Here is a 12,346-nt window from a genome sequence, read left to right as displayed (position 1 = left end):
GGCACGCATGACCATGCACTCATGAAGAAATGAATGGGTCTTCATGTGTTCCTGTATGGTCGGAGCATGACCTCCACGCTCACTCCGCCCCAGGCCGCCCCGGTCCCGACCGCGCCCGTGCCCCGGCGGCGCACCCGGATGCTCGCGCTGCCCGAGGTGCGCTGGGCCGTCGCGGCCACCGTCTGCTTCCTGCTCGCGCTGCCACTGCAACTGACCGGCGCACCGGCCTGGACCTGGGGGCCGCTGTACGCGGCGGCGTACGTCACCGGCGGATGGGAGCCGGGCTGGGAGGGGCTCAAGGCGCTCCGCGAGAAGACCCTCGACGTCGACCTGCTGATGGTCGTCGCCGCCCTCGGCGCCGCTGCGATCGGTCAGGTCATGGACGGCGCCCTGCTGATCGTCATCTTCGCGACTTCGGGAGCACTGGAGGCACTGGCCACGGCCCGGACCGCAGACTCGGTGCGCGGCCTGCTGGACCTGGCGCCCGCCACGGCGACCCTGATCGCCCCGGACGGCTCCGAACGGGCCGTGCCCGTCGAGGAGTTGACGATCGGGGACACCGTTCTCGTACGGCCCGGTGAGCGGGTCGGCGCCGACGGCCGCGTACTGGACGGGGCGAGCGAGGTCGACCAGGCGACCATCACCGGTGAACCGCTGCCCGCCCTCAAGGAACCCGGCGACGAGGTGTTCGCCGGGACCGTCAACGGCACGGGCGCGCTGCGCGTCCGTGTCGAACGGGACGCCGGCGACTCGGTGCTGGCGCGGATCGTCCGCATGGTCGAGGAGGCGTCCGGGACCAAGGCGCCGACCCAGCTGTTCATCGAGAAGGTCGAACAGCGCTACTCGCTGGGCATGGTGGCGGCGACCCTCGCCGTCTTCCTCGTGCCGCTCGCCTTCGGCGCCGAGCTGACCGGGGCGCTGCTGCGGGCCATGACCTTCATGATCGTGGCCTCGCCGTGTGCGGTGGTCCTGGCCACCATGCCGCCCCTGCTGTCGGCCATCGCCAACGCCGGACGCCATGGCGTGCTGGTCAAGTCGGCGGTGGTGATGGAGCGGCTCGGCCAGGTCGACACCGTCGCGCTGGACAAGACCGGCACCCTGACCGAGGGAGTGCCGCGGATGACCGACGTACGGCCGCTGCCGGGATCCGGCATGGGAGAACGGGAGTTGCTGGCACTCGCGGCCGCCGCCGAGCACCCCAGCGAGCACCCGCTGGCGCGGGCCGTGGTGGAGGCGGCGCGCGAGCGGGGGCTGCCGTTGCCGCCCGCGCGGGACTTCGACTCGACGCCCGGCGTCGGAGTGACGGCGACGGTCGACGGGTGGCGGGTGACGGTCGGGGCTCCGGCCCGGCTCCTCAGCGGCGGGACCGACGCCGCGGCGGCGCACGCGGCGGTCCATGCGGCCGACCTGGAGGAGTCCGGCCGCACCGCAGTCCTCGTCGTGGCCGACGGTGTCCCCGTCGGACTCCTGGGCCTCGCCGACCGGCTGCGCCCGGACGCCGCCGCCACGGTCGCCTCCCTCACCCGCCTCACCGGCACCGCCCCGACCCTGCTGACCGGCGACAACCCTCGCGCGGCCGCGCACCTGGCCGCCGAGGTCGGCATCGACGACCTCCGGGCGGGACTGCTGCCGCAGCACAAGGTGGGCGCGGTGACGGAACTGGAGCACGCGGGACGCAGGGTGCTCGTCGTCGGGGACGGCGTCAACGACGCCCCCGCCCTCGCGGCCGCCCACACCGGTGTCGCCATGGGCCGCGCGGGATCCGACCTGGCACTGGAGACCGCGGACGCCGTCATCGTCCGCGACGAACTCGCCACCGTCCCCGCGGTGATCGCCCTCTCCCGCCGGGCCCGGCGCCTGGTCGTGCAGAACCTGGTGATCGCCGGGGTCTTCATCGCGGGCCTCGTCGTCTGGGACCTCGCAGGCACCCTGCCGCTGCCCCTCGGCGTCGCCGGCCACGAGGGCTCCACCGTCCTCGTCGGCCTCAACGGGCTGCGGCTGCTGGGGGAGCGGGCCTGGCGGCGGGCGGTCGCCGAGGTCGGCTGACGTCCGCGGTCGAAAACCGGTGGATCAGGGCCGCTGTGCTGCCCTACCGTGCTGCCGACCCGAGTCGCCCAGGCAAGGACGTGCCGTTGTACACCGTGTGAGACCCCCCGAGAGCTGATCTGTCGCGCGTCGCGCAGCTGCGCCGCGCTGCTTCTTGCTGCGGACTTCTCACTGAAACCGGTGTACTTCTGTGCTCAATACCTGGGTGGTCATGCCCACCTGCCTGCCGACCGTTCTGCGCCGCTGTCACACCTGCGCGTCCGAACGCTTCCGGGCCAACGGCAGGTTTCGTGTCAACGCACACCACAAGCTCCTGGACGCCTGGCTGCTGGTGCTCTGCACCGATTGCGGGAACACGGCGAAGCTCACGGTCCTGGAGCGGACGAACGTGCGCTGCGTACGACCTGAGCTGCTGGACCGGATGCACGCCAACGACCCCGATCTGGCAGCGGAGTTGCTCCAGGAGCCGGCTCTGCAGCGCCGTAATCGCACCGCCCTCGACTGGGACGGCGCCTGGCGCCTCGACACCGGTGGAACGGATCACCTGGACCGCGAGGTGATCGACGTCTCGGTGCGCTTCGCGGCGCGGATCCCGGTCCGGCCGGTGTGGCTGATCGCAGCCGGCTGCGGTCTCTCGCGGGCCGAGGTCGAGCGTCTGGTCACGGACGGGAAGCTCGTCTCGGCAGTCCGGCTGGGCGGCAGGCTCTCCGGCGACTTCACCTTCACGCTCAAGCGCTGAGCCCTCCCCGGGGCACGGGCCTGTCCGGCAGCTCCGCCGGACAGGCCTTCAGCTCTCGGGCTGCAGGCGCGCCGCCGGACCCGGCGTCACCGTGACCTCCCTCGGGGAGAGCGCGGTGTGCTCCTCGGGGCACTCGACCACGACCCGCACCGGAGCGCCGCAGTCGCGGTGCCTGACCTCCAGGACCGGGCCCTCGGGATCCCCGACGTACGCCTCGCCCCACTGTCGCAGCGCCACGATGACCGGCCACAGATCGCGGCCCTTGGCGGTGAGGCGGTACTCGTAGCGGGTCCGGCTGCCCTGCTCCTGGTAGGGGACCGTCCGCAGGATCCCGGCCGCGACCAGCTTGCGCAGCCGGTCGGACAGGACCGCCTCCGACAGCCCCACATGGCGGCGGAAGTCGTCGAAGCGGCGTACCCCGTTGAAGGCGTCACGCAGGAGCAGCAGCGACCACTTCTCGCCGATCAGGTTGAGGCTGCGCTGGACCGGACAGTTCTCGGTGCTCATCTCGAGCCACTTCATACCGCCATCGTAGAACACCTGGCTTCTGCATTGACAGTCAGCTGATCGCGGAGCTAGCTTCGAGAAACGAAGTCAGTTGGTCAGGGAGGAACCGCAGCCGCATGGAACGCACTCGTACGTACGACTGGGACGACCCCGCGATCTCGGCGGGCGCCGTCGGGCAGGGCTCCGGCCTGCACTTCCTCCGCGAGATCCTCGCCGGCCGGCTGCCCGCGCCGCCGATCGCCGCCACGCTGGGCATGTCGATCGAAGAGGTCGACCATGGCCACGCGGTGTTCTCCCTGGAGCCGGGTGAGGAGCACTACAACCCCATCGGCAGCGTCCACGGCGGCATCTACGCCACGATGCTCGACTCGGCGGCCGGCTGCGCCGTGCAGTCCACCCTGCCGCCGGGCATGGGATACACCTCGCTCGACCTGACGGTGAAGTTCCTGCGCCCGATCACCGCCGACACGGGCAAGGTCCGCGCCGTCGGCAGCATCCTGAGCAGCGGCCGGCGCACCGCACTCGCCGAGGCGCAGCTCTTCGACTCGGCGGACCGCCTGCTCGCCCACGCCACCAGCAGCTGCATGCTGTTCCCGGTGCCGGGCGCCTGAGGCCCGAGTACGCCCTGCTCGGCCCTGCCGACATGGCCGAGGCCCTTGCGCCCGGCGCGGACGTGGTCGCCGTCGGTACGGCCGCAGTGATCGCGCTCGGCGACAACCACCCCAGCGCGACGCCCAGTACCGTGAACCCGGCTCCGCAGCAGGCCATTTCGGCGACCACCAGGACGGCCGCGACCCGGCCGGCATCTCCACCCAGGACGAGGGGCTCGCCGCCCGCCTGGATCCCGTGGAGGCCGGTCGTCGGCCGACGGACCACCTGCATGTGATGACCATGGAGACCCGGACTCCCGCCCGCGCTCGCGCCCGCGGCAGGGCCCACCTCCCGCATCCGGAGCCCGAGAACCTGGTTGCCCTTACCATCGAATCCGATGCCATGGCCCGCCTTCCGCTCGCGGGTACGAACCGGATCCCCGGGAGGGTCTGTGATCGCCGTCGTGGGTGCCGGGCTGATGGGCGCGGCCACCGCCTGGCAGCTGGCCCGGCGCGGCCACGAGGTCACGCTGATCGAGGCGTACGACATCGGCCACAAGAAGGGCAGCTCGCACGGCAGCTCACGGATCATCCGGCGGGCGTACGCCGACCCCTTCTACGTACAGCTGACCGGACAGGCGTACGAGCAGTGGCGGGAACTGGAGCACGACAGCTCAACTCCCTTGCTGCGCACCACCGGTGGCCTCGACATGGGGGAGGAGCGCGACACGAAGGCGATCGCCGAGCTCCTCTCCGGGGCCGGAGTGCCCCATGAGCTCCTCGGCCTGGAGGAAGCTTCGGAGCGCTGGCCGTACATCCGCATCACGGGCCCGGTGCTCCACCACCCGGACGCGGGCGTCGTCGACGCCGACCGGACCGTGGCGGCCTGCGTCCGGCGGGCGATCGAGCACGGCGCCGAAGCGATCATCGGCACCCGTGTCACGGGCATCGACGTCCAGGGCGGCGAGCGGGTGCTCCTGCGCACCGACGACGGCCGCGAGGTCCTCGCGGACACCGTGGTGATCGCCGCCGGTGCCTGGCTGCCGGAACTCGAACTGCCCGTACCGCTGCCGCCGTTGGAGGTGACCCAGCAACAGGTCTTCCACTTCCCGCAGCGGGATCCGTCCGTAGAGTGGCCGACCCTGATCTGGGACGGCGCGCTGCACCTCTACGGCCTGCCGTCGGGAAGCGACGGCGGCCCGCTGCCCACGGTCAAGGTCGCCGAGCACGACCGCGGCACACCCACCACCGCCCGCACCCGCAGCGGAGTCGTCGATGCGTCGTCGCGGACGCGGGTCAGCGGCTTCGTCCGCGACCGGCTCCCGGGCCTCGAACCCGCCCCCGTCGCCGAGGCCACGTGCCTCTACACCACCACCCCCGACGAGGACTTCGTCCTCGACCGGCACGGCCCCTTCGTCATCGTCTCCCCGTGCTCCGGACACGGCGCGAAGTTCACCCCGCTCATCGGCGCGCTGGCCGCCGACCTCGCGACCGGCCGCGCGGAGCCGCACCCCCGCTTCCGGCTGGGTCGCACGGGATAAGAAGCGGCGGTGACCGGCCAGGCCGTCCTCGCCCCGGCCGGCACGCGGTCTCGGCGTGCAGGTCACCGCGCTGTTCCGCGGTATGGACCACGAGCGTTCCGAAGTGCGCCGGCCCGGCGCAGCCGCCGGGCTTCGCTCACCGAGCTGGATGTGAGGCTGTCGGCACCGCCCACTAGGCTCCCGCGCATGAGCGACGAGGGCAGAGACACCCCTGCGAGACGGGTTGTCGACGGACGGTTCGAGCTGACGGCACGGCTCGGAGGCGGAGGCATGGGCATGGTCTGGCGGGCCACCGACCTGATGCTGCACCGCAGTGTGGCCATCAAGGAGGTACGGCCGTCCGACCCCGGCCTCGCCGAGTACGACCCGGAGGCCGCACGGCTGCTGCGGGAGCGTGTGCTGCGGGAGGCCCGTGCCCTGGCCCGGGTCCACCACCCCAACGTCGTGACGATCCATCACATCGTCGACGGCGGCCCCGGGACCTACCCGTGGATCGTCATGGAACTCGTGACCGGCGGGTCCCTGGCCGACCGCCTCGCCCGCGGCCCGATGAACCCGGTCGAGGCGGCACGCATCGGCCTCGAAGTGCTGGTCGCGCTGCGGGCCGCCCACGAGGCCGGCATCGAACACCGCGACGTGAAACCGGCCAACGTCCTGCTGCGCCCCGACGGCCGTCCCGTGCTCACCGACTTCGGCATCGCCGCCATCCGCGACGCCACCGCCCTCACCGCCACCGGCTCGGTCATCGGCACCCCCGACTACATGGCACCCGAGCGGGTCTCCGGCAAGGACGGCGGCGCGGCCTCGGACCTCTGGTCGCTCGCGATGATGCTGTACGTCGCCGTCGAGGGCCACCATCCACTGCGCCGGGGCACGACCCTTGCGACCCTCGCCGCGGTCCTCACCGACGACATACCGCCACCGGTCATGGCCGGCCCCCTGACGGACGTCCTCGCCCGCGTCCTCGTCCGCGACCCCCAGGCCCGCCCCGACTCCCGGCAACTGGAACGGATGCTGGCCGACGCAGCCCGGCAGACCCGGACCGAGACACCCACGTCCTTCCCCCTGCAGCCCCCGGCCGTGCCACCGCGGGACACCTCGCCGCAGGACGCCCCACCGCCGCCACCGCCGTACGCCCCACCGACCACCCCGGTGCCTGCCGGCCGCCGCCGCTGGACGCTGCTCGTCCTGCCCGCCGCCGGAGTCACCCTCGCCGGCGTACTCGTGTGGAACCTGCTGCCGGGGTCGGACACGCACGCGTCCGGGGGCACGGGCTCCGGCACCCACGGCTCCCGGTCCGCGGCCTCCGGCACCACGACATCGTCCTCGGCCGGCGCCACCGCCTCTCCCTCGGCCGAGGAACCGACCGCCACGACCGACCTGCTGACCCCGCAGGGCATCCGCACCGCGATCGCGGCCATCGAGAAGGAGACCGGCCGGGACCGCTTCGGCGACTTGAGGGTCTACCCGGGGTTCGTCTCGGCCGAGGTGATGGTGAAGGGCAGCACCACCGCGTACGACTCGTACACCTACCGCACCGGCCAAGGCGTACAGGAGGACCTCGACAAGGGCACACTGTCTGGGGAAGAGGCACCCGTCCGCCTGGACGACTTCGACTGGGACAAGGTCCCCTCACTGCTGGTCCAGGCGAAGAAGAAGCTCAAGGTGCCCAAGGCGAACACCCGGTACCTGTTGCTGGACCCCCCGGGCAACGCCTTCGACTTTCCCGTCGGGGTGAGGGTCTACCTCACTGACGACTACGGCCGGACCGGCTATCTCGTGGCGGACAAGAAGGGCACGATCAGCACGGTGATGCCCGCCGACAGCTGATCCTTCACGCCACCCCTCCGCCCCCCACCCATTGCGACCCCGTCCAAGACGCCCGAGTCTGGGAGCAATGCCGGGCTGGGCGAGGAGGCGGCGATGGCGGAGGACAGTGGCGCGGTGGGCGCCGAGCGGCAGCGGCTGGCCGAGGCCGACGCGTCCCGGGCGGACTGGCGCCGCTGGGGTCCCTACCTCAGCGAGCGGCAGTGGGGGACCGTCCGGGAGGACTACAGCCCCGATGGTGAGGCCTGGTCGTACTTCACCCATGACCAGGCGCGCTCCCGCGCCTACCGCTGGGGCGAGGACGGCATCGCCGGCATCAGCGACGACAAGCAGCGGCTCTGCTTCTCACTCGCCCTGTGGAACGGCCGCGACCCGATCCTCAAGGAACGGATGTTCGGCCTGACCAACGCCGAGGGCAACCACGGCGAGGACGTCAAGGAGTACTACTTCCACCTCGACAGCACGCCCACCCACTCGTACATGAAGTACCTGTACAAGTACCCGCAGGGCGAGTTCCCCTACGCCGACCTCGTCGACACCAACAAGGCCCGCGGCCGCCGCGACTTCGAGTACGAGCTGCTCGACACCGGCATCTTCGACGAGGACCGCTACTTCGACGTGTTCGTCGAGTACGCCAAGGCCGGCCCCGAGGACATGCTCGTCGAGATCACCGCGCACAACCGCGGCCCCGACGAGGCCACCCTGCACCTCCTGCCGACCCTCTGGTTCCGGCACACCTGGTCCTGGGCCGGCGGCACCGCCGTACCGAGCCTGACGAGGACGGCGGACACCATCCGCGCCGACCACGACGAACTCGGCCCGAGATGGCTGTACTGCGACACCGACGCCCCCGCCCTGTTCACCGACAACGAGACCAACAACGAGCGCATCTTCGGCAGCCCGAACAGCACGCCCTACGTCAAGGACGGCATCGACCGCTGCGTCGTCCACGGCGAGACCAGCGCCGTCAACCCCGCGCAGACCGGCACCAAGGCCGCCCTCCACCACACCCTGACCGTCCCGGCAGGTGACAGCGCGACCGTCCGGCTGCGGTTGTCGGACGCCGAACTCGCCGAGCCCTGGGCGGAGTTCGCGGCCACCATGGACATCCGCCGGACCGAGGCCGACGCCTTCTACGAGGACGTCGTCCCCGACGGCATGAGCGAGGACGAGCGCCGGCTGGTGCGTCAGGCGCTCGCCGGGATGCTGTGGAGCAAGCAGTACTACTACCTCGACGTCGAGCGCTGGCTCGCCGAGCACGGCGTCGACCCCCTCGCCGCCGACCCGAACGTCCGCAACAGCGCCTGGTACCACATGGTCAACGACGAGGTCATGTCGATGCCGGACACCTGGGAGTACCCCTGGTTCGCGGCCTGGGACCTCGCCTTCCACACCCTCGCCCTGTCCATGGTCGACATCGGCTTCGCCAAGGGGCAGCTGGAGCTCCTCCTGCGCCGCCTCTACCTCCACCCCAACGGCCAGATCCCGGCGTACGAATGGAACTTCGGCGACGTCAACCCGCCCGTGCACGCCTGGGCGGTCCTCTTCGTCTACGAACTCGAGAAGCACCGCACCGGCCACGCCGACCGCGCCTTCCTCGAGAACGCCTTCCAGAAGCTGACGAAGAACTTCACCTGGTGGCTCAACCGCAAGGACGTCGACGGCAACAACGTCTTCCAGGGTGGCTTCCTCGGCCTCGACAACATCGGCGTCTTCGACCGCAGCGCCCCCCTGCCCACCGGCGGCCACATCGACCAGGCCGACGGCACCGCCTGGATGGCGCTGTACTGCCAGAACCTGCTCGACATCGCCATCGAACTCGCCGTCGACAACCCCGTCTACGTCGAGCAGGCGCAGATGCTGTTCGAGCACTTCGCGTGGATCGCGGTCGCCATGAACCGCATCGGCAAGGACAACGCCAGCCTCTGGGACGAGGAGGACGGCTTCTTCTACGACGTCCTACGGCTGCCCGACGGCACCGCCACCCGGCTGAAGGTGCGGTCCCTGGTCGGCTTGATACCACTGGCGGCGACCAGCGTCATCGGCGGCCGCGCCGACCGGACCTTCCCCGAACTCGTGGCAGGAGCAAGGGAGTTCATCCGTCGGCACCCGGCCGTCGAAGCCGTCGTCCAACAGCACGACCTGGGCACGGCCGACGAGAACGGCCGCTACCTCTTCGCTCTCTTCGGCGAGGACCGGCTGCGCCGCATCCTCGCCCGCATGCTCGACGAGGACGAATTCCTCGGCCCGCACGGCATCCGGTCCCTCTCCCGCTATCACGCCGAGCACCCGTACCACTTCGAGGTCAACGGCCGGACGTACGGCGTCGGCTATCTGCCCGCCGAGTCCGACTCCGCCATGTTCGGCGGCAACTCCAACTGGCGCGGCCCGGTCTGGTTCCCGGTGAACCTCCTCCTCATCCGCGCCCTGCTCAACCTGCACGGCTACCACGGCCCCGGCTTCACCGTGGAGTGCCCGACCGGCTCCGGACGCCGGCTGAACCTCTACGAGGTCGCCCGCGAGATCTCCGACCGGCTCACCGCCACCTTCCTGACCGGCGAGGACGGCCACCGACCCGTCCACGGCGCACAGCCCAAGTTCGCCAAGGACCCCCACTGGAAGGACCTGATCCTCTTCTACGAGTACTTCCACGGCGACAACGGCGCGGGCCTCGGCGCCTCCCACCAGACCGGCTGGACCGGACTGGTGGCCGCCACCGCGACCCTCTTCCACGCCATCAGCGCCGAAGACTGGCACCGCGGCGGCCGGGAGTCCCTGCGCTCTGCGCGCGAACGGGACGAACGGGACGAGCGGTTCGCCGGCTCGGGCGACGAGGAGCCCCTGTCATGACCGTCATTTACGAGATCAACACCCTTGTCTGGCTGGGTGAGTTGAGTGGGCGGTACGGGCGCCGCGTCACCCTCGGCGATGTGCCCGGCGAGGTCTGGGACGAGGTCGCACGACCCGGCATCGACACCGTCTGGCTGATGGGCGTCTGGGAGCGCAGCCCGGCAGGCCTCGCGATCGCCCTGCGCGACGAGTCCCTGCTCGCGTCGTTCCGCCAGGCGCTGCCGGACCTGACCCAGGCGGACATCGCCGGATCCGCCTACTGCGTACGGAACTACGTGGTCGACGCCTCCCTCGGCGGCCCGGACGGCCTGGCCGAGGCGCGCGCCCAACTGGCGGCCCGTGGCGTGCGGTTGATCCTCGACTACGTGCCCAACCACGTGGCCCCCGACCACCCCTGGCTCACCGAGCACCCCGAGCGCCTCATCCAGGGCACCCGCGAGGACCTGGACCGGTCACCCGAGGCCTTCCTCGACGTCGGCCGCCACGTCTACGCCAACGGCCGCGACCCCTACTTCGCCCCCTGGCCGGACGTCGTCCAGCTCAACGCCTTCAGCGAGGATCTGCGCACGGCGGCCGTCGACACCCTCGTCTCCATCGGCGACCAGGCGGACGGCGTGCGCTGCGACATGGCGATGCTGCTGATGAACGACGTCTTCGCCAAGACCTGGGGCGACCGCGCGGGCCCGCTCCCCGCGGACGACTTCTGGCCGTACGTCGTCCCGCGCGTCCGGGCGCACCACCCCGACCTCCTCTTCGTCGCCGAGGCGTACTGGGACCTCGAATGGGCCCTGCAGCAGCAGGGCTTCGACCACTGCTACGACAAGCGGCTCTACGACCGCCTCCTCCACGAGAACGCCGAGTCCACCCGCAGCCACCTCCAGGCCGACCTCAGCTACCAGCGCGGCCTGGTCCGCTTCCTGGAGAACCACGACGAGCCGCGGGCCGCCGCCACCCTGCCGGGCGCGCAGGAGCGCGCCGCAGCCGTCGCCATCGCCACCCTGCCCGGCGCGACGCTCTGGCACGAGGGCCAGTTCGAGGGCCGCAGGGTCCGCCCACCCGTCTTCCTCGCCCGCCGCCCACAGGAACCGCCGGACGATCAACTCCGCGCATTCCACGAGCAGTTGCTCCCCGCCGCGGCGACCGTACGCGAAGGCGACTGGCGCCTCCTCACCACCACCGGCTGGCCGGACAACGACACCCACCACAACCTGCTCGCCTGGAGCTGGACCGGCCCCGCCACCCGCCACCTGGTGATCGTCAACTACTCCGACACCCCGTCCCAGGGACAAGTATCCCTGCCCTGGTCCGACCTGTCCGGCCACCCCTGTCTGCTGACGGACCTGCTCACGGGCCAGACCTACGACCGCGACGGCGACCAGCTACTCACCCCGGGCCTCTTCGTCGACCTGCCGGCCTGGCACTCGCACGTGCTGACCCTGACCTGACCGGCGGCCGTGGTAGACACCGACCATGACCCACGTACGCACGGCCGGCGGTCCACGATGACCGCCGGCATCGACACCCCGGACCGCCGCGGCCGTACCGGCCTGGACCGCACCGGACTCGACCTGACCGGCAACCCCCGTGTGAGGGTGCGGGAGGTGAAACTGCTCTCCAGCCACTGGTACGTCGAGCGTGCCACCACCTTCGACTTCCGGCACGCCGACGGCACCTGGTCCACCCAGCAGCGCGAGACGCACGACCGCGGCAACGGGGCCACCATGCTGCTCTACGACACCGAACGCGAAACCGTGCTGCTGACCAGGCAGTTCCGCTTCCCGGTGTACGTCAACGGGCACCCCGACGGCATGCTGGTCGAGACACCGGGCGGACTCCTCGACGACGAGGACGAGCACCCCGAACTCGCCGTGCGGCGCGAGGTGGTGGAGGAGACGGGTCACACCATCGGTGAGGTCCAGCACGTCTTCGACGTCTATATGAGCCCGGGCTCGGTCACGGAACGCGTCAGCTTCTACGCCGCCGCCTACGGCCCCTCGACCCGTACCCACGAGGGCGGTGGCCTCGACGAGGAGGGCGAGGACATCGAGATCGTCGAACTGCCCTTCCGCCGGGCCCTGGAGATGATCCGCACCGGCGAGATCGCCGACGCCAAGACGATCATGCTGTTGCAGTGGGCGGCGCTGGAGGGCCCGTTCAGCAAGTAGTGCGCGCGGGGCCCCTTGACTTCGTGTGCGCTTCAAGCTGAAGACTCCCGTTCGTACCCGAAACGCGGGCGCGGACGGGAG

At 71.2% G+C, this 12,346-nt stretch carries 10 protein-coding genes; 9 read left to right on the top strand and 1 reads right to left on the bottom strand.

Annotation, left to right across the window (positions count from 1 at the left end; all coding sequences use genetic code 11):
- The first annotated feature begins 66 nt into the window (after nt 1-66).
- Both ACFY1E_RS21450 and ACFY1E_RS21445 read left to right on the top strand, forming a co-directional pair.
- Complete coding sequence (locus tag ACFY1E_RS21450) at nt 67-2,046, top strand: heavy metal translocating P-type ATPase (RefSeq protein WP_389078218.1); 1,980 nt, start codon at nt 67-69, stop codon at nt 2,044-2,046.
- 211 nt (nt 2,047-2,257) lie between these two features.
- Nucleotides 2,258-2,785, top strand: a complete 528-nt coding sequence (locus tag ACFY1E_RS21445) for a DUF1062 domain-containing protein (RefSeq protein WP_389078215.1) — start codon at nt 2,258-2,260, stop codon at nt 2,783-2,785.
- A gap of 48 nt (nt 2,786-2,833) precedes the next feature.
- Here ACFY1E_RS21445 and ACFY1E_RS21440 read toward each other — a convergent pair whose 3' ends face one another.
- On the bottom strand, nt 2,834-3,307 hold the full coding sequence (locus tag ACFY1E_RS21440) for a winged helix-turn-helix transcriptional regulator (protein WP_389078213.1): 474 nt from the start codon (nt 3,305-3,307) through the stop codon (nt 2,834-2,836).
- 101 nt (nt 3,308-3,408) lie between these two features.
- Here ACFY1E_RS21440 and ACFY1E_RS21435 point away from each other — a divergent pair, with 101 nt between their 5' ends.
- From ACFY1E_RS21435 to ACFY1E_RS21405, 7 genes are all read left to right on the top strand, one after another.
- Nucleotides 3,409-3,903 carry a PaaI family thioesterase gene (locus ACFY1E_RS21435; RefSeq protein WP_389078210.1) on the top strand — a complete coding sequence of 165 codons (495 nt, stop codon included), beginning with the start codon at nt 3,409-3,411 and terminating at the stop codon, nt 3,901-3,903.
- Nucleotides 3,904-3,935: 32 nt separating this feature from the next.
- Nucleotides 3,936-4,178 carry a hypothetical protein gene (locus ACFY1E_RS21430; RefSeq protein WP_389078209.1) on the top strand — a complete coding sequence of 81 codons (243 nt, stop codon included), beginning with the start codon at nt 3,936-3,938 and terminating at the stop codon, nt 4,176-4,178.
- 156 nt (nt 4,179-4,334) lie between these two features.
- Nucleotides 4,335-5,423, top strand: a complete 1,089-nt coding sequence (locus tag ACFY1E_RS21425; RefSeq protein WP_389078206.1) for an FAD-dependent oxidoreductase — start codon at nt 4,335-4,337, stop codon at nt 5,421-5,423.
- Nucleotides 5,424-5,609: 186 nt separating this feature from the next.
- Nucleotides 5,610-7,253 carry a serine/threonine-protein kinase gene (locus tag ACFY1E_RS21420; RefSeq protein ID WP_389078204.1) on the top strand — a complete coding sequence of 548 codons (1,644 nt, stop codon included), beginning with the start codon at nt 5,610-5,612 and terminating at the stop codon, nt 7,251-7,253.
- 93 nt (nt 7,254-7,346) lie between these two features.
- On the top strand, nt 7,347-10,100 hold the full coding sequence (locus tag ACFY1E_RS21415) for a glucosidase (RefSeq protein WP_389078201.1): 2,754 nt from the start codon (nt 7,347-7,349) through the stop codon (nt 10,098-10,100).
- The gene (locus ACFY1E_RS21410; protein ID WP_389078199.1) at nt 10,097-11,545 is read left to right on the top strand and encodes an alpha-amylase family glycosyl hydrolase; all 1,449 of its coding nucleotides are present in this window, start codon (nt 10,097-10,099) and stop codon (nt 11,543-11,545) included. Before ACFY1E_RS21415 ends, ACFY1E_RS21410 begins: the two co-directional genes overlap by 4 nt.
- A 57-nt stretch (nt 11,546-11,602) precedes the next feature.
- Nucleotides 11,603-12,265 (top strand): NUDIX domain-containing protein, encoded by a 663-nt coding sequence (locus ACFY1E_RS21405; protein ID WP_389078197.1) that lies wholly within the window; start codon nt 11,603-11,605, stop codon nt 12,263-12,265.
- Nucleotides 12,266-12,346 lie beyond the last annotated feature (81 nt).

This window comes from Streptomyces sp. NPDC001604 (genome assembly GCF_042893475.1).
In the GTDB taxonomy this organism is placed as follows: Bacteria; Actinomycetota; Actinomycetes; order Streptomycetales; family Streptomycetaceae; genus Streptomyces.
This window is presented reverse-complemented; position numbering and strand designations above follow the sequence as displayed.

Excerpts from the sequence above, each read along its gene's own strand:
- ACFY1E_RS21450 (WP_389078218.1), top strand. The coding sequence starts at position 67 with ATGACCTCCACGCTCACTCCGCCCCAGGCCGCCCCGGTCCCGACCGCG.
- ACFY1E_RS21440 (WP_389078213.1), bottom strand. The coding sequence starts at position 3,307 with ATGAAGTGGCTCGAGATGAGCACCGAGAACTGTCCGGTCCAGCGCAGC.
- ACFY1E_RS21435 (WP_389078210.1), top strand. The coding sequence starts at position 3,409 with ATGGAACGCACTCGTACGTACGACTGGGACGACCCCGCGATCTCGGCG.
- ACFY1E_RS21445 (WP_389078215.1), top strand. The coding sequence starts at position 2,258 with ATGCCCACCTGCCTGCCGACCGTTCTGCGCCGCTGTCACACCTGCGCG.
- ACFY1E_RS21415 (WP_389078201.1), top strand. The coding sequence starts at position 7,347 with ATGGCGGAGGACAGTGGCGCGGTGGGCGCCGAGCGGCAGCGGCTGGCC.
- ACFY1E_RS21430 (WP_389078209.1), top strand. The coding sequence starts at position 3,936 with ATGGCCGAGGCCCTTGCGCCCGGCGCGGACGTGGTCGCCGTCGGTACG.
- ACFY1E_RS21405 (WP_389078197.1), top strand. The coding sequence starts at position 11,603 with ATGACCGCCGGCATCGACACCCCGGACCGCCGCGGCCGTACCGGCCTG.
- ACFY1E_RS21410 (WP_389078199.1), top strand. The coding sequence starts at position 10,097 with ATGACCGTCATTTACGAGATCAACACCCTTGTCTGGCTGGGTGAGTTG.
- ACFY1E_RS21420 (WP_389078204.1), top strand. The coding sequence starts at position 5,610 with ATGAGCGACGAGGGCAGAGACACCCCTGCGAGACGGGTTGTCGACGGA.